We start from the raw sequence: 23153 nt of genomic DNA on the forward strand, positions 1-23153 counted from the left end.
TTTGATGTATATACATCAAATAGTTGATAAATGAAACCCATATTAAATATTCAGAAATTAGGGTCGCAATGGCAGACCCAAGATCCGTTTTTGTTTTGTGCCTATCACCACGACGTTTTTCCAAAAGGTGATGGCAACCTGGGACCAAAAGCTTCTTTGGAGGGACGGTCCCTTGGTCATGATTTTCAGGGAAAAGACGGCTGGAACATGTATCATGGTACCAAAATCCCCGGATTTCCTTCACATCCGCATAAAGGGTTCGAAACAGTGACCATTGTAGAAAAAGGATTGGTTGACCACTCCGATTCCCTTGGTGCAGCGGGAAGATTCGGTGAAGGGGATGTACAGTGGATGACTGCGGGCAAGGGTGTCATGCACTCTGAAATGTTTCCTATGTTAAAGGAGGAAGAAAAAAACGAACTGCTATTGTTTCAAATTTGGCTAAATCTGCCTAAACAAAGCAAACATGTTCCGGCCCACTTCAAAATGATGTGGCATGAGGACATCCCTGTTCACAAAAACACAGATGAATCCGGCAAGGTCTCGCAAATCAAGGTTATTAGCGGAAATTTCGCAAACATTCCGGGTCCTGCACCTGCTCCGGATTCTTGGGCGGCTGATCCTTCCCATGAAGTGCAGATTTGGCTGATACATATGGAACCAGGAGCAAAACTTACAATTCCTAAATCTATCGCCGGTGTGAACAGAACACTCTTTTACTACAGTGGTGAAAACATGGAAATAGACGGAAACAGTGTACCTGTCTCCCATGGTATGGATTTGTCTGCGGATATAGCTATCAACCTCGTCAACGGGGAAAAACCATCCTCCTTCCTTTTCTTACAGGGAAAACCCCTGAATGAAAAGGTAGTACAACATGGACCATTTGTAATGAACAGCAATGAAGAGATTCAAGAGGCCGTTGGGGAGTTTCAACGTACCCAGTTTGGCGGATGGCCTTGGCCTGAATATGAGCACACCCATCCTAAAGAGCGGGGTAGATTTGCCATCCATGCCGATGGAAGAGAAGAAGTTAAATAAAAGCGTTTGATTGCAAGTAGAAAAAATTCCGGGCATCTAATACACTAAACCTTTGCGGTTAGCAGAAATTAGATACCCGGAATGTGTTTTTGTTATTTTTTCACATATGAAGCCGAAGCCAAGTAATCAAAACTCTTCCTGACACTTTCTATTGGCGTAAAATTGTATTTTTCTACCTCAACAAAATAATCCGTCATACCCTGCGCATAGGCCGCTTTGAAGATAGACTTGAAATCCATTTTCCCACTTTGGCCTATCTCCATTTCATCTTTAATATGCAGCAAAGGGAATCTACCCTTGTAGGTCTTGAGGTAATCTACCGGGTTGTATCCTCCCTCCTGACACCAATATACGTCCAACTCCATACAAAACAATTTGGGATCGGTATTCTTTAACATAAAGTCAAACATGATTTCCCCTTCAATTTTTTCAAACTCCCGGGAATGATTGTGAAAACCAAACATTAGACCGTCGGCTCTTGTGATTTCTCCCACACTATTATAATAATCACACCAGACCTTTAATTCGTCAAGGGTCTTTGGTATGGGCATAGATGGTTTTATCAGATAACTTGCTCCCGCATTGGCGTGATCTTCGGATGCCTTTTTCCACCAGTCGATTGCTTCGGAATGTGCTTCTTTCGTATAATTCGGTCCACCCACATGGGCACTTCGCATCTCCATTCCCAACCCATTTACGGTATTCTTGAACTCCATGGGAGTCATGCCATAAATCGACCCGTTCTGATAATTTGCAGCTTCCAAGGTTTTATATCCTATTTTGGCTACCTCTTCTAATACTCCCTTGACATTGTCCTTGATATCCTCCCGCAACGAATACAATTGCAACCCGATTTTCTTGGCAGGCTTAGCCTCTAACAGTCGGGTGGCTGCTAACCCGGAAAGGGTAAGTAACGATGCCTTTTTTATAAATTCTCTCCTGAGATTCTTCATCATTATATCTTTAATTGAAAATGTAGTTTTAACAATAATAGGAATTTTTTACGAATTTATCCCCAACTAGCCGCTTGATTAAATGTCCTATCACATACTTTTCAGTTTCATCCAAGAAATAGAAAATTACAGTTATACGGCAATGGCGTTTTTAAATTCCCTAACTTAGTACGCACATTTATAAACAGCGATAAAATTCGCTAGGAAAATCAGTTAAAATATGGAAATATTAGGCATTGACATTGGCGGATCCGGAATAAAGGGGGCTCCTGTAGACATCACGACAGGAGAATTGACAGCAGAACGCTTCCGGGTACCGACGCCAAAGCCTACCAAGCCCGATGGCGTAGCAGAATCTGTCAAAATTCTTGTGGACCATTTTAACTGGAAAGGCCCAATCGGCTGCGGATTTCCTACAGTAGTAAAAAACGGAATGTCGGTCACAAAAAGTAATATCCATAGAAGTTGGGTCGGCACTCAGGTAGATAAACTTTTTGAAGAAGCGACCGGACTGCCTGTGACAGTGATCAATGACGCCGATTCAGCCGGATTGGCGGAAATGACGTTTGGCGCAGGAAGAGGAAAAATGGGGCTGGTGATCACAATCACTATTGGAACTGGGTTGGGCACAGGTGTTTTCTTTGACGGTAAATTGATTCCAAACTTCGAATTGGGGAGGGTGTTTTATAAAAATGGCGAACTTATAGAGTATTTTGCTGCGGACTCTGCCCGAAAAAAAGAAAACCTAAGTTACAAAGTGTGGGGAAAACGATTCAACAAATTCCTCAAACACACTAATAGAATCATGTCTCCTGATCTATTTATCATTGGGGGCGGTGCCAGTAAAAAGCTCGATCTTTTCGAAAACCAAATCACTGTGGATGTCCCATTGATTGTGGCCGAAAAAAGAAACAACGCTGGTATTATCGGCGCAGCTATGGCCGCCAACTACTGGCCAAAATAAATAAGAGATAATGAAAATCTTTTGGATACCCCTATGGCTCATTTCTATTGTTTGTTCTTCCCTGATGGCGCAGGAAAACCGAATGATTATGACGGTAAAGGGCCCTATTTTGCCCGAACAAATGGGCTCGACTCTAATTCATGAACACCTATTGGTGGATTTTATAGGTGCAGATCAATACGATCCAACGTCTTGGGATAAAGACGAGGTAGCGGATGTCGTCTTGCCGTTTCTGGAACAGGTAAAAGCCTTGGGAGCAAACACGCTGATAGAATGTACACCTGCCTACCTAGGTAGGGATATTCCTTTGTTGGTGGCACTTTCACAAAGGAGCGGATTGAATTTGATTACCAATACTGGCTACTACGGAGCGGTGGACAACAAATTCATGCCGGAACATGCCTTTACGGAAACTGCCGAGGAACTTGCATCCAGGTGGATTGCTGAATGGGAACAGGGTATAGAAGGCACCGGCATAAAGCCTGGATTTATTAAAATTGGCGTAAATTCCGGGAATTTATCTCCGCTTCACCAAAAACTTGTGAAGGCAGCAGCTCTCACCCACGTAACTACGGGGTTAACCATTGCATCTCATACCGGTCCATCATTGGCTGCATTTCAGCAACTCGAACTGCTGGAAAATGAAGGAGTAGCTCCCAACGCATTTATTTGGGTACATGCCCAAGCTGAAAAAGACAAAAGTAAGCATGTAGCTGCCGCAGAAAAAGGGGCTTGGATAAGTTTGGATGGGATTGGAGAGCAAAACCTAGAGGAATATCTCGACTTCCTACTTCACCTCAAATCCAAAAAGCTTCTTCACCGGGTATTGATTTCCCATGATGCAGGCTGGTATAGTCCCCGCGAAGTAAAAGGTGGGGAATTTAGACCATTTTCCATCATCGGGGAAAAATTCATACCCTTACTGCTTTCTAACGGATTCACTCAAGATGAGTGTCACCGATTGCTGGTGGAAAATCCGGCTAATGCATTTTCCATCCAAAAGAAGCTCCATAAATAAGCTAGAACAATCTTGGCTTAGGCTTACTTTTTCGTTCTAAGGATAACAATCAAGGTTTTAAATGATTTTTGTCATGCTTTCGGCAAAGGAAATTTTGTTCCTTTGATTATATAAAATTTGGATATTTATCAAAACCGTACCTGATGGAATGAGATCTTAATCCTTCCTCAAAGGCATAACTGTGAGTCTATCCTATCAAACTCAAAACCCCAATAGCTATGAAACGTATCGTCGTTCCCGTGGATTTTTCTCCCTATTCAGAGGTAGCCTTTCTCAGTGCTGCAAAGTTGGCTGCCAAAGGAGATGCCACTATTACTTGTATCAATGTGGTCAGCACAGGTTTGGATTGGAAAAATCTGCCTGAAAAAGAAAAAAACAAGCATCAGCTCATTTTGGATACTGAAGCCGAGTCGAAAGACAAATTAAAAGCCTTTATCAGTACTCATAAATTGTCTCATAATCCGATAGAAGGAGTAGTGAAGATCGGTGTGCCTTCCCAATGTATTTTGGAGGTCGCGCAAGAGCAGTCTGCGGATCTTATCGTCATAGGCGCTTACGGCCTGGGACACGAGGAAGGCAAATTCATAGGTTCTACCATGCAACAGGTAATTCGCCATGCAGATTGCCCTGTACTGGCGGTGAAAAAGTTGATTGACGGAAGGGCCATCAAAAAAATTGTCTTTGCCTCCCTCTTTAATGAATCCAGTAAACCTGCCTTTGTCCGTATGAAGCCATTGATTAAGATGATTGGGGCTTCCGTCCATTTTCTATATGTAAATACACCGTCGAAATTTGTCGACAGTGTGAAAGCAGAATCATTGATGAAGGCCTATGCTGCCGGACAGGAAGATTTGGTGATTCATAAGCATGTCTTTAGTCATGATGAAGCGGAAAAAGGGATTATCGCATTTGCGGAAAATCAGAATTCAGGGTTGATCGGGATCGCTTCCAACGTACGGTCCTCACATTCTAGCTATCAAATTGGAGCTACTGAAACAGTTTTGTTCAAAACAGATATCCCAGTTCTAAGTGTGAAATTCCAATGAACTAAAAAAGACCCCAGGGGCAATCAACCGGTTGGGGTCTTTTCATCTACCGCATTTACCGATTTTATTTTTAAGTACGTAACCGCCTCCCCCAGATGTTTCAAGCCAGCAACCACCTGCTTGATGACATTGGTAAGGGTGGAAATAGGTACATCCGTTTTTTGGAATTTTAAATTCTGATAGAGGGAAAGGATCATTTCCTCATAGTTTCCCGCAAATGATCTTGGTCGATCCACTGACCCGAATAGGGTAGAATCACTGCTGACCGTATTATCCAGAAAAAAAAGAAAATCAGCTGCTTGACTTCTTAATTGGTCCAACATATTCAAAACCAACAATTCTTCCGATTCCTTCATCTCCTTGATATTATGAATGATATCTTTGAAATCCTTTGCTCCGTAAATCATTTCGCGTAATGAATGCATAAGGTAAGTTAATTTTTCCGCATCTTCGGGTGTAAGGTTTTTCTCCTGGAGGAATATCCCAAAGGAAGTCAGTTCGTCCTCAAGCAACTTTAATTTGGCATAATCCGCTAGCAAATCTTGTGGTTGATAAATTAATTTTTTCCAGACAGACAAATTTTTATCGCCTGCCGGAGAAGTCACAAGTAATTTATTGATAAATACTACCGTCTTTTTAAAAACAAGGATCAGTTCTTTCTCCAGCGCTAACACAGCCACGGATGGAATCTCCGTTCCTACCTTTTTCACATAGACCGATTCACCGACTGGTTCGTCCCTTCCGTATCTTGTTCGCAACCATTTTTCCAGTACGTTTAAAAACGGATAAAACAGCATGATGCCAACCGCATTTAACAGGGTATTCAAGAGTACGAGGTCCATTAATGGATCCATCAACATAAAATATTCCCTGACTAGAAATATAATCTGCTTGGAAAACAGAAAAACGATGAATCCTGTAATAAAGTTAAATCCAAAATTGAACAAGGCAAGCCGCTTTTTATCGGCGCTTCCCCCAATTGCACTCAAAGTCAAGGTGAAGGTGGTGCCTATATTTGCTCCAATCATCATGGCAAAGGCAAGTTCCAAATTGATAACCTGGGCATTTAACGCACTAAGCACGATCACGGTCATCGCCGAGCTTGATTGGATAAGTGCTGTTATGATCAATCCCACCAATAAAAAAAACACTGTTCCAAATGCCGTGAGCTCAGAAAAATCAAGTTGTTCCGCTACTGCTTCTATGGCAGTTTTCATAAAATCCAAGCCCAAAAAAATCAATCCAAAGCCTACTAAAAAGCCACCAATATTTCTCAATAAGGGACGGCTGTTAACAAATATATAGGTCAAGGTTCCTATTGCCAAAAAAGGAAATGAAAAATCAGCCACACTAAACTTAAATCCCAATGTAGCTACTATCCAAGCAGTAACTGTTGTTCCCAAATTGGCGCCCAGTACGACGCCCAATGAACTGCCCAAACTAATCATGCCCCCACCAAGAAATGCCAATACCATTAGCGTCACCAAGGTGCTGCTCTGCAGAATGGCTGTACTCATTGTTCCTATCAAAATCCCTTTCCAGGGTTTATTGGTAAACCGCTGCAACAGATTTTTGAAAGACTTCCCTGCGATTTCGCGCAATGCATGTTCCAATTGATGCATGCCCCAGAGGAATATTCCTATGCCGGCTAAAAATTTCCAAAAATCAAACGTTTCCCCCATTCCTTTTCAAAGCACTATCCTGAATTAAATATTTATTAAAGACCTTAAATCCGAAAACCTTCCAGGTTTTGTTGATAATCAGCTAGTTGTTCAAATAAAACAGGTGAAACCTGGAAGGTTTCACTTCATAAGGATCACATGGCTACAGGAACGTATCGCGGATGTCAGTCAAGACTTAAGTTTTTCGTGTGATTTCTTTCATACCTGCAACCTACCGAAATCATCCTAACACTTACCATCACATATTGCCGTGGACTATTTTAAGTTAATCAAATTTAGGAATAAAATTTGCAGAAAAACTAAACATTATTGCCATTTTGACATCTTTGGCTACGGTATTAAGATAAAATCTGGCGAAAAATTCATTTTAACTATTCAAAAAGTAAGGTGTTTCCCGTTTTCTCTTCAAATTTATTATGGTACGCAAAAAAATAAAGGAAATAGATGCTCATGTTTCCAACTCCAGTCAATTTAAAAAAATAGACCTTGCAGTTAGAAACTGGATGAAGGAAAATGGTTTTACCATGTTAAGGTTTAGTATTGGGTTTATTTTCCTTTGGTTTGGGATCCTGAAATTCTTCCCCGGAACAAGTCCTGCTGAGGAAATGGTCACAGGCACGATAAGCAAAGTCACTTTTGGGGTTTTCTCTGATTCCCAAATCAACATTGGCCTTGCCATCTGGGAAACAATTATAGGTCTGGGCCTCATATTGGGGAAATTCATGCGCTTTACCCTACTCCTGCTCTTTTTACAACTTCCAGGCACATTTCTTCCTGTTTTCTTTTTCCCGGAGCAGGTGTTTGAATTGATGCCAATCATTCCTACGCTAAAGGGCCAGTATATTTTCAAAAATATAGTACTGATAGCAGCTGCGATAATATTGGGGGGGCAGGTTGGGAATAAACCTTCGGATGGTCTGGAACCAGAAAGGGAAATGGGCCCACAAATCAATTAAAACATTCATTTTTCTTTATTCTGTCAGGGTATTACTAAGCAATTTTGGGTAAACTTTCCTACCTTGTAGTTGATTAATCAATCTTAAATCCGATCCAATGACCCAAAGAAGAAAATTTTTTAAAAACACCCTGCAGGCAGGAGTTGCCCTAGCTGTGTTGCCAGGTCTTTCCCAAGCAGCAAATCTTTCGCCCAAGCACTCTAAAAAGGCTCCATATACCATTTCATTGGCAGAGTGGTCCCTTAGAGACTGGCTCAATTCTGGAAAAATGACCAACTTGGATTTCCCAGAAACTACTAGAAAGGTTTTTGATATTCATGCCGTGGAATATGTTAGCAGCTTTTTTAAGGGAAAAGAAACTGACAACACCTATCTCAGCGAGCTCAAAAAACGGAGCGACGGCGCAGGTGTAACAAACGTCCTTATAATGGTAGACATGTGGGGGCCTGAAGGAGCCATTGCCAGCCCGGAAGAAGCTACCAGAAAGACCGCTGCAGCCAATCACCATAAGTGGGTAGATGCCGCCAAATTTCTAGGATGTCACGCCATTCGTGTAAATGCCTCGGGATACGGAGATGCCTCTTACAAAGATGCCCAAAATTATTTTGCCGATGGTCTGGCCAAACTGGTGGAATACGGAGCCAGCAATGAGATCAGTATAGTAGTAGAGAATCACGGAGGTTATTCTTCCAATGGCAGGTGGCTTGCGGATGTGATGAAAGCAGTGGACAGCGAATACTGCGGTACCTTACCCGACTTCGGAAACTTCAGAACCAACCTGGAACAAGGTATATTTTATGATCCTTATATAGGCGTGGCGGAACTGATGCCCTATGCCAAGGGTGTAAGTGCCAAGTCCATGGGATTTGACAAACAAGGGAATGATACCACTATTGATTTTCACAAAATGATGCAGATCGTTTCCGCTTTTGATTTTGAAGGGTACGTGGGTATAGAATGGGGTGGTGGATATGGAATGAAAATGGATCCGGAGCAAGCTGTGAAGGCTACTAAGAAATTACTTTTGGCATCCATGTAAACCAAGTTCATATCTCATTTTATCAAGAAAAATTTCTGATAGGCACTCAAGGTATTAAACCATAATGCAACCGATTGCTTAACCTTCTCTTTATTTTTACAGAAAATGGTTAACTTTATGGACAATTGAACACATTAAAAAACGAACACCAAATAAAACCCCAACAAACAATGAGGAAATTACCTTTAATGCTAGTGAGCCTACTGATGCTTTGGATAGGAAGCTGTGGCCCTGCAACCGTTGAAACTAAAGAAGGCTGGACCAATCTTTTTGACGGAGAAACCCTTAATGGATGGAAGCAACTGGACGGCGAAGCGCAGTTTACCATCGAAGACGGGGCAATCGTCGGTACGGCAGTAGCCAATACGCCAAATACCTTTTTGGTTACTGAAAAGGAGTTCAAAGACTTTATTTTGGAACTGGAGATCAAAGTAGAGCATGAATCCAGTAATTCAGGAGTTATGGTAAGGGGACAGTACGATCCAGCAGCCAGAGACGGCAAGGGTAGGGTCTTTGGCTACCAAGTAGAGACTGACCCCAAAGAAAGAGCCTGGTCAGGAGGAGTCTACGACGAAGCTAGGAGAGGATGGCTATATCCCCTGACCCTGAATCCGGATGCAAGAAGCGCTTTTAAACTTGGGGAGTACAATACGTATAGGATAGAGTTCATTGGAAATGAGTTGAAAACATGGGTCAATGGACAGGAAGTTGCTTATGTGGTAGATGACATGGATGCTACGGGATTTATCGGGCTCCAGGTACACAGTATTAGAGACTCCACTGACGCCGGAAGAAGGACGCTTTTCAAGAATATCCGTATCAAAACAGAAGATTTGAAGGCTACTCCCATGGAGTCTGACATCTATGTGGTAAGCACTATTCCAAATATCCTAACAGCACATGAAAAAGACAGAGGCTGGAAGTTGTTGTTTGACGGCAATAGCAATAAGGGTTGGAGAGGTACGAAGCAGGAAGGCTTTCCTGAAGCAGGCTGGAGTGTCCGGGATGGAATGCTTATTATCGAAGCTGCCCAAGAGGGGACGCCGAGACCGGGAGACCTAATAACTGAAGATAGATACAGTGCTTTTGATCTGTCGTTTGATTTCCGGTTGACAGAAGGTGCCAATAGCGGAGTCAAATACTTTGTTACACTTTCGGATGGGAATGTAGGCTCTGCCCTTGGGCTTGAATACCAGGTGCTGGATGACGAAAGACACCCGGATGCAAAACAAGGGATAGACGGCAACCGCACTTTGGCTTCGCTATATGATTTGATTACAGCTCCAAAGGAACCCCGTTTTGTTCAGCCTATTGGGGAATGGAACAAGGGGAGGGTAATAGCATACCCAAATAATAAAGTGGAACATTATCTCAACGGGGTAAAAGTACTTGAATATGAGCGTGGATCAGAAGCCTACCGGAAACTCGTAGCTGGAAGTAAATACAAGAATTTGGAAAATTTCGGAGAGGCTGAAGAAGGTTATATCTTGCTTCAGGACCATTCCGACGAAGTTCATTACAGAAATATAAAAATTAGAAAATTGTAAGCAGAAAACAGATTCATTAAAAAGCACCGCATATACCTTATGCGGTGTTTTTTTGTTTTAATCGGTTAATTAAAAATATGAAAAAAATAAAATGAGAAAAAACCACCGAAAACTAATTTAAATTCTGATAACCGTCATTACAACGTTTAATTTAAATTTTATTATCATTAATTTCAAAATATTATTCGGTTTCAAAGGTTTGAACCCATTTTTAACCTATTAATTATTCCCTTAATATTATTTTTTACATCTGGAAATTAAATTACTTTAGCATCCATATTACTTATCAATTAACTATAAAACCAAAATCATGATGAAACGATTTTACCAAAAATCAGGGATAATTATGTTCCTGTTATTGCTATCATCCAGCGTCTTGTTTGCTCAGAATGTGCAGGTAAGAGGCCAGATTGTAGATGAAAATGACCAAGCAATTCCTGGTGCTTCGGTCTTAGTAAAAGGCACTGCCACCGGGGTAGCTGCCGATTTGGACGGAAATTATTCCATATCCGCTCCCAGTACTGCCACGCTTGTTTTTTCTTTTATCGGATACACGCCGAAAGAAGTAGTCATCGGCAATCAATCCACTATCAATGCGCAATTAATGCCTGATATCTCGGATTTGGATGAAGTGGTGGTAACGGGTTATGGTACAACAAGAAAAAGCCAATTGACTGGCGCAATTTCCTCTGTAGGAAATAGGGAAATCGTGGAACTGCCTATTACCGATGCAAGACAGGCTTTACAAGGTAGGGCTACAGGGGTAGATGTAACCCAGGCAGGCAGTAAACCTGGCGCAGAACCTCAAGTTCGAATAAGAGGAAGAAGGTCATTTAATGCTGGAAATGATCCATTATATGTAGTGGATAATATTCCAATAGTTGGAGGCCTGAATGATTTTAACCCCCAGGATATTGAATCCATGGAGGTTTTAAAAGACGCATCCGCCACCGCCATTTATGGGTCAAGGGGAGCCAACGGTGTCGTTATCATTACCACGAAGAGGGGTAATGCGGGTAAAACAAGGGTTTCTGTGGACTCTTATTATGGCATCAACCAAAGTCTAGGCAGAATCCAAAACTTCAATGGAGAAGAGTTTGCCGAATATAAAAGAGAATCACGCCGAGCAGTAGGCGAATACCCACAAGGTCCTGCCACCCTTGAAGCCGATGAAGGGCTTTTCGAGCCAAACGAATTGGAAAGTATCCGGTTGGGTAGGAGTTATGATTACATTGACGCACTTACCAGAACCGGTTCCATCCAGAATCATAATGTCAGTGTAGGAGGCGGAAATGAAAAAACGACTTTCTTTATTTCAGGTAATTTTTTCAAGGATGTGGGTGTGGTCAAATTACAGGATTTTTCCAGGCATACCTTCAGAATCAACCTGGATCACAAAATCAATGATAAAATCAGAATAGGAACCTCCTCAATGGTTACTTATAGTGAAAGAAATGGTGAAAATTTCAACCCGCTGGGAGGAGCCTTACAAGAAAACCCCCTGGGAAGAACCTTTAATGAAGATGGATCCATTAACTTTCAACCCACCCAAGATGGGTTAAGGACCAATCCTTTGGCTGAGATCGTGCCGGGGGCACATGAGGATATCACCAAAAGATATCGAGTATTCAATAGCTTTTATGCAGTTTACGATATTGCACCGGGCTTAAGTTATCGATTAAACTTTGGACCAGATATTTCCATGAGAAGAAGTGGGAGGTTTATCGGAGCCCAAACCAACGCCAGAAGAGGTGGGGACCCTACAGGTTCTATCAACGAAGAGTTTCAATTTAACTATACGCTGGAAAACATTATCAATTATACAAAAACCATTAATGAAGCCCATACCTTTCAATTAACGGGACTTCAGTCGCTTCAAAAAGATAATCGCGAATTCGCAAATATCAATGTATTAGGTATACCAGCAGAAAGCCAAATGTACCACAGACTTGGCGATGCCAGCCAAATCACCGGTGCCAATACTAATTTAATTCAGTGGACTTTGTTATCTTATATGGGAAGGTTGAATTATGATTATAATGGCAAGTATTTGGTAACGGCAACGGTCAGAGCGGATGGTTCTTCCCGATTTGGGGAAAATAACCGTTATGGTTACTTCCCTTCTGTGGCAGTTGGATGGAATATTGGGGACGAAGCATTTTTACAAGGAAGCACCATTTTAGACCAGTTAAAACTTAGAACAAGTTACGGTTCTATTGGTAACCAGGGAATTGACCCTTACCAGACCCAGCCCCTTTTGGCCCGAACTGCCTACGAGTTTGGCGGTAGTCCTGCATTTGGATACCGACCAGGAACCATAGGCAACCCGGATTTGAGATGGGAAACTTCCACTACTGCCAATGCAGGTTTGGACTTCGTCTTTTCTCAGGGAAGGATAGCAGGTAGCTTGGAGTATTATGTAACCACTACTACTGACTTACTGGCCCCACAGCCATTACCAAATTCTACTGGTTTTGGAGGATTCCTTACCAATATTGGTAAGACTCAAAACAGGGGAATCGAATTGACGTTAAACACCATTAATATTGACAGAGGCGGATTCAGATGGTCTACTGATTTCATATTCAATAGAAACCGAGAAGAAATCCTTGATTTGGCAGATGGAGATGATATCGGAGCAGGTCGTTTTATCGGTCAACCCTTAACCGTATTCTTCGATTGGAATAAAGTAGGCATCTGGCAATCAGATGAGGCAGATGAAGCTCTTACTTACAGTGATTTGCCAGGCTATATTAAGATTGAAGATACCAATGATGATGGTCAAATCAATGCCGATGACCGGCAGATCTTGGGCTCAGCCGTTCCTGACTTTAGCGGTGGTATCACTAATAGGTTCTCTTATAAAGGCATTGATTTTTCCTTCTTCCTTTTTGGAAGAGTCGGATCCATGATCAGAAGTGCTTTTCACACGGGGGGATTCAACGCACTTGCCGGAAGGTATAATAACCTGAATGTGGATTACTGGACGCCGAATAATCCCACCAATGATTATCCCCGGCCTAATGTAAACCAGGAGTTTCCAAAATATTCCTCATCACTACAGTACTTTGATGGTACCTTCCTGAAGGTGAGAAATATTAATTTTGGATACACCTTTCCAGTTGAAATGCTCTCGAGGCTTAGAATGGAAAGTTTGAGGATTTTCGCGAGTGTTCAGCAGCCTTTCATTTTTTCTGAATACCGAAGTCGTCATGCGGGAATTGATCCTGAGACCTTTATTGATGGAGAGCAAGGTGTAGAAGGTGGTGTGATCAATTCCAATATCGCACCCGCAGTGACCCAATACACCTTTGGTATTAACGCTAAGTTTTAAAGTGTAACCTCAATTTTAAAAGAAATGAAATCAAAAATCAAAAATATATTCTCAAAGTATTCCAAAATCAGCGCCATGGGAGCGGCCCTATTTGCCGTGGCCAGCTGCGAAGGGTTTTTGGAAGAAGATGTGATTTCCAATGTTGGAACGGATTATCTCAATACGCCAAGTGGTTTGAATGATGGCCTAAATGCTGCCTACAGTTCCTTTAGAGCATGGTACGGTACAGAGAGGGGAAATAATTTCACCGTCTTCGGTACAGACACCTATACGAATGGAGCAGATGGGGCATTTAAATTTATGAATTTTTACACCTCTGATTTTGACTCACAGAATGCACATGCCCGTGAGCTATGGGATCAATTTTATCAAGGAATCAACACATGTAATGCGGTTATTGACCGGGCCCCTGAAGTTGCAGGACTTTCTGAAGAAATCAGGGCCAGAAGAATAGCGGAGGCAAAATTTATCAGAGCTCACCATTATTTTATTATGGTACAACTATTCGGCCCAATAGATATCCAACTTTCAGAGTCGGTTATTCCTTCCACCGAAGTAACCAGGTCACCTGTACAGGAAGTTTATGCCGCCATTATCAATGACCTGGAGACGGCTATTCCAAATCTTCAGGCCGTTGGACATTCCAATGATTACGGCAGGGCTACCCGTGCCTCTGCCGAGCATTTGTTGGGAAAGGTATACCTTACCAAGGGTACCTCTGAAGCAGCTGCAAATGATGATTTTGCTAAGGCAGAACCTTTATTGCAGTCCGTAATTGATAATTATGGTTTTAGCTTGCTTGAAAATTTTGGAGATGTACATGCTTTTGGAAATGAAGTAAACGACGAAGTGGTTTTTGCAGTTCAATACGGCAGAAATCAATTAACAAACAGCACCGGAAATAATGCTCACGTCTTCTTTTTGATGGAATATGATGTGCAGCCAGGCATGAGAAGGGATACCCAAAACGGTAGACCATTTAAAAGGTATAAGCCTACCAATTATACCCTTAATCAAATCTTTGCTGACAGGGAAAATGATAGCCGGTATTTCAATACTTTCCTGACTGTCTATCTTTCCAATAACCCAGGCACCTTTAATACCAATTTTGACCAAACCAAGGCGCAGGTGACTTATTCGGCCGGAGATACGGCCATTTACGTTCCAGGTTTTGAAATGTCAATGGAAGAAAGGGCACAGAAGCCATACCAGGTGTTGGTACCTTCCAACTATAGTGAGCGGCTTTTCCCAAGTCTTAAAAAACACATGGATCCGGGAAGAGTGGACCTTACCCAATTTGAAGGAGGGAGAGACTACATTGCCTTCAGATTAGCCGACACCTATCTTCTCCTGGCAGAAGCACAGTTCATGCAGGATAAAATTGCTGCTGCGACCGAAAACATTAATATCGTTAGAAGGCGAGCTGCTTTCCCCGGAAGAGAAGCCCAAATGGAAATTACCCCTGCGGAGATGAACATGGAATTGATCTATGAAGAAAGGGCCAGAGAACTGTTGGGAGAGCAGCAGAGATGGCTTGACCTGAAAAGATGGGGTATCCTTTTGGAAAGGGTTAGGGCGCATAACCCTCAGGCTACCGGACTTCAGGACTTCCATGTCTTAAGACCGATTCCCCAAAACCAAATAGACCGGGCAGACGGCAATGAGGCCAATTTCCCACAGAATCCGGGATATTAAAGAAATCCAAGTATCTTCATAAAGGGTTTGGGGAAATTCCCCAAACCCTTTTTTTATGTTTTAAGAAAAATTGTAGGTTGTTCCAAGCTAGTCTCCCAAGCTCTGTTCCCTCATGGCCCCTCTTACCTTCTCTGAAAAATCCCTCACTTTTTTAAAAGGATCCCCGGGGCCCAAGGTCTCAATGGGGAGATAACCCTGATAATTACTGGAAGCAAGGATCTGCATCAATTTCACCAAATCCACCGGCCTTTGTTCGCCAAAATGATTGACCTGCTCCTTAATTTGCCAGTTGACAGCGTGTTGAATGTTCTTCGCTATCCCTTCATATGGTTCCTCCTGTGGATAACTTCCTATATCAAGCACAAGTCCAAACCAAGGCGAAGCTACTTCTTCCATTATCTGATTGACTTCATCGGCTGTTTGGATAAAATCGTTGTGATTTTGCAACGCTACGATGACCCCATGATTGGCACCAAAATCAGCACACTCTCTAAAATCGGCTATCATCCATTCCCATACCCGTTGTCGGTCAGCAGCAGAGACTGCCTGTGTTCCTGAAAATACCCGCAAAACGGGAGCTCCTAATTTAGAAGCCGCCACGATCCAGTCTTTGACTAACTGCACTTCTTGCTTTCTGCGATCATAAGGCAAGTGGGTGAAATCATTTCTTACTCCCGTACCGCTGATATGGAGTCCATGTCGGTGAGTATCTCTTTTTACTTCATATAGATACCTGTCTTCAGGTACCTTGGGGTAACCAGATAGGTAGTACGCCGTTAAATCCACTGCTTGAAAACCCGCAGTTGCGCAAAACTCGAACAACTGATGTAGGGAAAGTTCCTGCTTCATCAGCGGCGCGTTGAAGGAGTAGGCATTTAAGCTTAGCTTGAGGTTTGGTGTTGAGTTAGGAAAGCCAAGTGTCGCTGAGTTGGCAAATCCAACAGGCACCAACAGCGGCCCTAATGTAAGTGGTAGCACTTGTTGTATCCACCTTCTTCGGGTCAGATTATTTGTAGGATTAATTTTCATGGGTTTATGTAATTGGAAACGGAGTAAGTTTTAGGTGTTTTGAACCGCCTTTTTTAAAATATACTGGATCAAATAAACTAAAAAAAGCCGATGATTTTCGTTCTTCTTCCCGAATTTGTAATTTTTAATATAAATTAATTTAATTTGAGCAATCGATTGCCTAAATTTAAAGATCACACAAGCCTATTAAATTTCCATTCACTATTACCGATAAAACTAATCCATGGAAAATATATTAAAACCAAAAACAACAACATTTTTGACGGAGGATTTTTTACTGCAAAGTGATTTTGCCAAAACGCTCTATCACAACCATGCCAAGAAAATGCCCATCATTGACTACCACTGCCACCTCTCCCCGCATGATATAGCAACTAACCGTCAGTTTAAGAACTTTTCCGACATCTGGCTGGCTGGTGATCACTACAAATGGCGGGCTATGCGTACGTTGGGGGTAAATGAAAAATACATCACAGGAGATGCTTCTGACAAAGAAAAATTTCAAAAATGGGCCGAATCAGTTCCCCATACCCTGCGAAATCCGCTCTATCACTGGACCCACTTGGAACTACGCGCCTACTTTGGAATTGATAAGTTGCTTACAGCCGAAACAGGGCCCGCGATATATGACCAGGTAAATTATCTGCTCAAAGAAGACGATTATCGGACACGGGGGCTTTTGGAAAAAATGAATGTAGAAGTAGTCTGTACTACTGATGATCCTACAGATAGCTTGGAATATCATCAAGCGGCAAAAAAGGAAGGTATTGCGTTAAAACTTTTACCCGCCTTTCGGCCCGACAAGGCCTATGGGGTAGAAAACCCGGCTGCATATAAGGAATATTTGCAAAAACTGGGTGACGTGAGTGGTATTATGCCAACCTCCTACGAAAACCTTCTTGCTGCCCTAGAAAACCGGGTAGCTTACTTTCATGAAAATGGAGGACGACTTTCCGACCATGGTCTTGAGCAACTCTATTTCTTTGAAAAAGGGAAGTACAATATCCAGGCACTCTTCCAATCAGTACTTGACGGAAAAGAGCTTTCAATTGAAGAGGTAGCCTATTTCAAATTTGAGACCCTTACGGCACTTAGTAAAATGTACCACGCCAAGGGCTGGACGCAACAGTACCACCTAGGTGCGCTACGAAATACCAACGAACGTATGCTTCGAGTACTTGGGCCCGATACGGGTTTTGATTCGATAGGTGATTTTACCCAAGCCACCGCTCTTTCCAAATTCCTCAATAATCTAGACAGCAGTGATCAACTAGCCAAAACTATACTTTACAACCTCAACCCAGCTGACAATGAAGTCATGGCCACCATGGTGGGCAACTATAATGACGGATCCGTGAAAGGCAAGGTACAGTTTGGCTCCGGCTGGTGGTACTTGGATCAAAAAGACGGGATGGAAAAACAGATCAACACGCTGTCCAATATGGGAATCCTGAGTTGCTTTGTCGGCATGCTGACCGACTCCCGAAGCTTTCTGTCCTTCCCACGTCATGAGTATTTCCGCCGTATCCTCTGCAACCTGATCGGCAACGACGTGGTAAACGGCCAACTTCCCGCTGACGAGCCATGGTTGGGACAGCTGGTTGAGAATATCTGCTATAATAATGCCCGGGAATATTTTGGGTTTTATGAGGTGTAGAGAGGTGCCTATAAAATACAGGAATGTTTTTTAAGGATTACGCCACTAAAATAGTTTATCAGTGAAAGGGTGTAGTAAATGCTACACCCTTGCTTGTCGTAGTTTGTAACTGCGACGTACAGCTAATAAGGAATTTGCAACTCCGATCTGGAACTGAAACGTCGGTGCGAATAAAAAAAAATACCATATAAAACATATAAGTTTTTTTAGGCATGATCAATGGTCAAATCGTAATTCATAACCTAATAACACATCAACCGTTTTCAACGCCGAAATTAGGAATGATGGATAGTTGGAGGGTTGGCCGTAAAAACCGTTAATTCCCCTCCCCTTGCCTCCAAACTCGGAGTGGTCAATTTGGCATCTATAGTATGACTCACCAGCTTTTTACACTCAGGACAAATTTCAGGTAAATCTGGAACCAAGCAGGAGTTGTTCTAGGCTACGTGAAGGCAAAGATTAACGGCTTCGGGTTTTGGCGGAAAAGAATGGTTTTTACAACCGGCTCCGCTGCCAAAACTATATCTACCTTCTATTCAATCATATCCTGGGGCTCCGCTTCACTCCTGGCTGTTAAATTTCGCCCTTTCAAGGCTAACGATTTCATAACTCATAATTTCAGGGGTTCTCTTAAAATCCAACAAAAAGCCATGAAGATTACAATAAGGCTAACCCGAACCTCAGCCTTTGAAATTGGCCCGAGCTCAGCCAACTGCTGCCGGATCACCTGGTCCGAACCCGCAATATGTCCGAGCCTATTGGGGTAAAACCCTTTTACCAGCAGAAAATACATTACTAAAAGGTTAACGGGTTGGATTTTTAACAGTTACCGGACCGATAGTCATTATTAACAAAAAAATGCCTACCTTTGTACCACTTTATGAAAAGTCGGCAGGTTGTAAGCCGAAACCTATCTTTTCCCCGCTGCTACAGACCATACAACATCTTGGCTGGCCGAATGATCCAATCATCCTTTATGGAATTCAAACAATTAGAAATTATAGCGCCTATTCTGAAAGCGCTAGCCGAAGAAGGGTATACTACCCCCACTCCCATTCAAAAAGAATCCATCCCTCTAGTCCTCCAAAAAAGAGACCTTTTGGGATGTGCACAAACCGGTACCGGAAAAACTGCCGCGTTTGCCATTCCCATCCTGCAACTTCTGGTTGAAAACAAGCAACGGCAGGCAGGTATCAAATGCCTTATTCTTACCCCTACCCGGGAACTTGCCATACAAATTGACGAAAGTCTCTCAGCCTATGGCAGGCACCTGCCTATTTCACATACTGTTATCTTCGGGGGTGTATCTCAGCTGAAACAAACCAATGCCCTCAAACGGGGAGTGGATATTCTTGTAGCAACACCGGGCAGGTTACTGGATTTGATAAACCAGGGATTTATTAACCTTAAAAAAATAGAAATCTTCGTGTTGGATGAAGCAGACAGGATGCTGGATATGGGATTTATACACGATGTAAAAAAACTCATCGCACAAATTCCCAGCAAACGGCAGACCTTGTTTTTCTCAGCCACCATGCCGGCCGAGATTCAGAAATTGGCAGATTCCCTGCTGACCAATCCAGCACAAGTTGCAGTGACCCCACCTTCCTCTACAGTTGATAAAATTGACCAAAAACTCTATTATACCAACAAAGGCGACAAACCTCAACTCCTCCTACACCTTTTAAGCAAGCAAAATATCGATCAGGCATTGGTATTTACACGCACAAAACACGGGGCGGACAAGGTGGTAAAGTACCTGGCGAAAAACCAGGTAGATGCTGCCGCCATCCACGGCAACAAAAGTCAAAATGCCCGGCAAAATGCATTGAATGACTTTAAAAACAACCGTTTACAGGTGCTTGTGGCGACTGACATTGCTGCCCGGGGCATAGATATAGACGAGCTGGCACATGTATTCAATTTTGACCTACCCAATATTCCGGAGACCTATGTTCACCGAATCGGACGGACAGGCAGGGCTGGGCTTTCTGGAAAAGCCGTTTCATTCTGCGACGGCGAGCAGCGAAAAGAATTGAAAGACATAGAAAAATTGATCGGTAGGCGCATTCCAACAGAGGACAGCCACCCCTATCCGTTTGACGGTGTGATCCAGCACGAAAAGGAGAAATCCAAACCTCAAGGTCGCCCTCAACAGCGCCATAGCCGAAGAAGGTAAAAGAGAAATAAATGGTATTAAAAAAAGTATCCCTGTCGATTTTTGCGGGGATACTTTTTTTTTTTGCAAGAAAATATTGATGGACAAGGACTAATAGCCCGAAATTGGCAAGCGGGAACAATCCATTATAAGATGTATCTGAGGCAAGGGATATCGGTTCTTCCTCATGTTTTTCCTTATCTAAGTATTTCTGCCGTAGGCCATACCAGCCTGCCGGCAGGTTTCCATTATAAATCGGCCGTCAGGCCATATTTCAGCCGAAGGCTATACCCTGTAAAATCTACGCTCTCCGGGTTCTCCGCTTTTAAGTATCAACCTCTAAACCACATTTCATTTATATTTTGGCCTCAAGGCCATATTTCCTTTTATAAAATATCATTTAAAACTTCCAATATAATTCGAATTATACTGTCTCAACTGATCTGCCAACCGGGGTACCCCCAACCGGTACCGACGGGCTACCGGAGCCTCATTGTTATAGGTGTACTCCCAACGAAATTCCTCTGTCGTCCGCAACTCTACTTTTTTGCCCCGAAGAATCTTTCCGGGAAATAAAGGGAATGCGACCTGAAAACCCGCCGTAAACCCCGCTTGCGTAAGGGCGGAATGGAAGCCCACTTCCACAGCAGCAAACTGCTTGATTAAATCTCCCCTAACCCCCCGGTCCCTAAACAAAAACTGTCCCCCACTTAGGCGAACGGAAAGATTCTCAAAAGGCAAGCGGTACTCCAGATCCATCACCAGGGAAATGTCCTCTGGAGTTTCAGTATAGATCGAGCCGGGAGGGAGAAAGTAATAGCCCGTGTACCCCGACTCCAGGCCAATGCTCCAAGGCTTGTCCAGTTTGGAATAGCGGTATTGCAAGTCTATCCCGTACCGGTCATAGTGAAAGAGTCCTCCGGTGACAGAAAGAAAATGTGACGGCAGAAGCTCCACAAAGTAATGTAGGTGAGAGGGCGCAACCCGTATATTCATTTTTTGGACATCCAGAGAATTCTCTAAGGGAAACAAGAGCCCCGAATGCAGGCTAAGACCTGGCAACAAGTAAATGCGGGTATCCAGGATTACATTGGTCTTGGTCTGAAAAGGCTGATCAAAATTGCCAAACCGAGCCGAAAAGTCAGGCATAATCCGAAAGTGAAACCGGTATCCCCGTGACAAGTTGTTTCTGGCCTTAAAAGCTTCACGCTCCACATTTTCCAAGGGCCTATACCGTAAATCATTTCCTTCATAAACACCCATAGGTCTGTTATGGTACAGGGGCACCCAGACCACATGGCGCGACTCATTGGTTACCAGCTCAGCGTAAGTCAAGCTGTGGTAGGGTGTGCGGAAAAGGCGATGTTCAAAAAAAATGGTCACGGTATCCTCCCCTTCCAGTACATGGATCTGCTCAAACCCCGCATCCCAAAGCTTTTCCTCCAACTCCTGCGCTTGCAGCGAGCCTATTATTAAACAAAGGACCAATACTGCCCAGCTACCTATTTTTGGCATATCTTCTTAATTCAAAAGGCGAAAAATCAAGTGGAAAGCGAACCGATGTTGTGATACCGATTTCCCTGTTGTCAATTAAATTTCCCTGTAGATAAAACCGCTCTTTCCAATGTACAAACATACCGGTGTTTATTTTTTGGCTGTCGTGTTCCACAATTAACCCCATAAATTCCCATGGTTGCCATTGAAGGGAACCAAAGAAGCCGTTGAGATAATTGTTTCCCAGGGAGGTTTTTCGGGCAAAACCTCTGGAATCACCGCTCCCAGTCTTTGAAACCCGGTAAAAGTTTGGTGATGAAAAGCCCCCGCTTATCTGCAGGGTTCCCGCAGTTCCAAGGAGTACGTTTTTTGTTGCTACCAGCAAATCTTGGGAAAGAAAGGTAGATTCGCCCTCCGGAGGGGTGAGAACAAGCACAACCGACGGCAAGATCTTTCTTTCTTTGAGCAGATGTAGCCGGACATCGATATGGCGGTCCCCCACCCCTATTCGGTTCGCAAGCTCAGGTTTTCGGGTGAAATTAATATTAACTTCCATAAAACCCGTGATCGGCAGCTTTACCCCATAGATATGCTCTGGTCCAACATGCCTTTTCATAAAATTGTTGATCGAATAGCTTTCAGGGATGGTTCCAAAACTAAACCCAACTTGCCGTAGAGTGTCCCACTGCGCGGATGGAGTCAACACATGTCCTGGTTTTCCCAACACATTAACCTGGGAGAATACTGGAGATTTGAACCCAACCCACAGGACAAGCAACACTGATAAATAGTTAAATTTTTTCATAAAAATACCGCCACAGAGGTTTCCATGACGGCATATTAAAGGTTGTATCAGCTAGTTAAAATGACAATCTCTTGCGCGAAAATCATATATAATAGAAATTCTCTTCCAGGTACCCTCAATAATACATATCGTAAAACAGATAGCGTAGACTTAATCCGATTTCCAACCCTTGAAGGGACACATTTCGGGTTACCGAGGGGGCTCCAAATTCAGGAGTGTAGGTTTTATCGTAACTGCCTGTATTGTATCGGCCTTCCAAAGCGACACTAAGGTATTCATTCAAATTGTATTCTGCTCCCAACTTCCCATAAAACCCGTAGTCATTGCCATTAAAAGTTCTCGAAGGCACATCCCCTTCCCCACCGCTGACGTTACGTTCCGCTTTGTTCTGGACAAAATACCTGTTTACACCTGCTCCGGCAAATAGATTGACCTGATCGCGGACGACATCTTTGTACGCATAGTATACACCGACGGTCAGGGGAATTACCATTTGTTTGATGGACTCGTTGATTCGGAGACCACCGGCAAGTACTTGCTCCCCGGCAAAGGTCCCAGACCATATTCCGATCCTACCGTCCACTCCCAATCCCTCAAAGAGGTTTACGCCAGCGGAAACGAAGGGCATCAGCCCGTCTTGGCTAAAATCACCATCACTGGGATAGTTGGGTAGAAAGCTTCGCTCATCCGCCCCCGAATAGGTTCTGTTCCAATAAGACACCCCCAACCCCACAT

At 43.1% G+C, this 23153-nt stretch carries 18 protein-coding genes; 11 read left to right on the forward strand and 7 right to left on the reverse strand.

The annotated features are described in order from the left end of the window. The first annotated feature begins 30 nt into the window (after positions 1-30). Positions 31-1041, forward strand: coding sequence for a pirin family protein (locus tag FQ608_RS18590; RefSeq protein ID WP_158859989.1), 1011 nt, complete (start codon positions 31-33; stop codon positions 1039-1041). A 92-nt stretch (positions 1042-1133) separates the two neighbouring features. Here the strand turns inward: FQ608_RS18590 and FQ608_RS18595 are convergent, their stop codons facing one another. Further along, positions 1134-1997: a sugar phosphate isomerase/epimerase family protein gene (locus tag FQ608_RS18595; protein WP_234364271.1), complete on the reverse strand. Its 864-nt coding sequence runs from the start codon at positions 1995-1997 to the stop codon at positions 1134-1136. A 217-nt stretch (positions 1998-2214) separates the two neighbouring features. On the opposite strand from FQ608_RS18595, the gene ppgK reads away from it, so the two are divergent. From ppgK to FQ608_RS18610, 3 genes are all read left to right on the forward strand, one after another. After that, a complete protein-coding gene (gene ppgK / locus FQ608_RS18600) occupies positions 2215-2958 on the forward strand; it encodes a polyphosphate--glucose phosphotransferase (RefSeq protein ID WP_158859990.1) in 744 nt (247 codons plus the stop codon). Between the two features lie 10 nt (positions 2959-2968). Further along, positions 2969-3976, forward strand: coding sequence for a phosphotriesterase family protein (locus FQ608_RS18605; RefSeq protein WP_158859991.1), 1008 nt, complete (start codon positions 2969-2971; stop codon positions 3974-3976). 218 nt (positions 3977-4194) lie between these two features. Further along, positions 4195-5022: a universal stress protein gene (locus FQ608_RS18610; RefSeq protein WP_158859992.1), complete on the forward strand. Its 828-nt coding sequence runs from the start codon at positions 4195-4197 to the stop codon at positions 5020-5022. Between the two features lie 23 nt (positions 5023-5045). Here the strand turns inward: FQ608_RS18610 and FQ608_RS18615 are convergent, their stop codons facing one another. After that, positions 5046-6704: a Na/Pi cotransporter family protein gene (locus FQ608_RS18615; RefSeq protein ID WP_158859993.1), complete on the reverse strand. Its 1659-nt coding sequence runs from the start codon at positions 6702-6704 to the stop codon at positions 5046-5048. 416 nt (positions 6705-7120) lie between these two features. Here FQ608_RS18615 and FQ608_RS18620 point away from each other — a divergent pair, with 416 nt between their 5' ends. The 5 genes from FQ608_RS18620 to FQ608_RS18640 all read left to right on the forward strand — a co-directional run bounded on the left by FQ608_RS18620 (position 7121) and on the right by FQ608_RS18640 (position 15275). Then, positions 7121-7660: a hypothetical protein gene (locus tag FQ608_RS18620; RefSeq protein WP_199856408.1), complete on the forward strand. Its 540-nt coding sequence runs from the start codon at positions 7121-7123 to the stop codon at positions 7658-7660. A gap of 97 nt (positions 7661-7757) precedes the next feature. Continuing rightward, positions 7758-8699, forward strand: coding sequence for a sugar phosphate isomerase/epimerase family protein (locus tag FQ608_RS18625; RefSeq protein ID WP_158859994.1), 942 nt, complete (start codon positions 7758-7760; stop codon positions 8697-8699). A 170-nt stretch (positions 8700-8869) separates the two neighbouring features. Next, positions 8870-10246 (forward strand): 3-keto-disaccharide hydrolase, encoded by a 1377-nt coding sequence (locus FQ608_RS18630; RefSeq protein ID WP_158859995.1) that lies wholly within the window; start codon positions 8870-8872, stop codon positions 10244-10246. 313 nt (positions 10247-10559) lie between these two features. Continuing rightward, a complete protein-coding gene (locus FQ608_RS18635; RefSeq protein WP_158860012.1) occupies positions 10560-13580 on the forward strand; it encodes a SusC/RagA family TonB-linked outer membrane protein in 3021 nt (1006 codons plus the stop codon). 24 nt (positions 13581-13604) lie between these two features. After that, positions 13605-15275, forward strand: coding sequence for a RagB/SusD family nutrient uptake outer membrane protein (locus FQ608_RS18640; protein ID WP_158859996.1), 1671 nt, complete (start codon positions 13605-13607; stop codon positions 15273-15275). Between the two features lie 87 nt (positions 15276-15362). On the opposite strand, the gene FQ608_RS18645 is transcribed toward FQ608_RS18640, so the two are convergent. Further along, positions 15363-16304 carry a sugar phosphate isomerase/epimerase family protein gene (locus FQ608_RS18645; RefSeq protein WP_158859997.1) on the reverse strand — a complete coding sequence of 314 codons (942 nt, stop codon included), beginning with the start codon at positions 16302-16304 and terminating at the stop codon, positions 15363-15365. A gap of 223 nt (positions 16305-16527) precedes the next feature. Here FQ608_RS18645 and uxaC point away from each other — a divergent pair, with 223 nt between their 5' ends. Then, a complete protein-coding gene (gene uxaC / locus FQ608_RS18650) occupies positions 16528-17961 on the forward strand; it encodes a glucuronate isomerase (protein WP_158859998.1) in 1434 nt (477 codons plus the stop codon). 610 nt (positions 17962-18571) lie between these two features. Here the strand turns inward: uxaC and FQ608_RS18655 are convergent. After that, a complete protein-coding gene (locus FQ608_RS18655; RefSeq protein ID WP_158859999.1) occupies positions 18572-18754 on the reverse strand; it encodes an anion permease in 183 nt (60 codons plus the stop codon). 183 nt (positions 18755-18937) lie between these two features. Here FQ608_RS18655 and FQ608_RS18660 point away from each other — a divergent pair, with 183 nt between their 5' ends. Then, a complete protein-coding gene (locus tag FQ608_RS18660) occupies positions 18938-20140 on the forward strand; it encodes a DEAD/DEAH box helicase (RefSeq protein ID WP_158860013.1) in 1203 nt (400 codons plus the stop codon). Positions 20141-20515: 375 nt separating this feature from the next. On the opposite strand, the gene FQ608_RS18665 is transcribed toward FQ608_RS18660, so the two are convergent. The 3 genes from FQ608_RS18665 to FQ608_RS18675 all read right to left on the reverse strand — a co-directional run. Beyond that, on the reverse strand, positions 20516-21634 hold the full coding sequence (locus tag FQ608_RS18665; protein WP_158860000.1) for a YjbH domain-containing protein: 1119 nt from the start codon (positions 21632-21634) through the stop codon (positions 20516-20518). Beyond that, complete coding sequence (locus FQ608_RS18670) at positions 21618-22418, reverse strand: YjbH domain-containing protein (protein WP_158860001.1); 801 nt, start codon at positions 22416-22418, stop codon at positions 21618-21620. The genes FQ608_RS18665 and FQ608_RS18670 overlap by 17 nt, the downstream gene beginning before the upstream one ends. Positions 22419-22533: 115 nt before the next feature. Beyond that, positions 22534-23153 (reverse strand): outer membrane protein (locus FQ608_RS18675; RefSeq protein WP_158860002.1); only part of this gene is annotated, 620 nt, incomplete at its 5' end.

The sequence above is a fragment of the Lunatibacter salilacus genome (assembly GCF_009797935.1).
Classification (GTDB): Bacteria; Bacteroidota; Bacteroidia; order Cytophagales; family Cyclobacteriaceae; genus Lunatibacter; species Lunatibacter salilacus.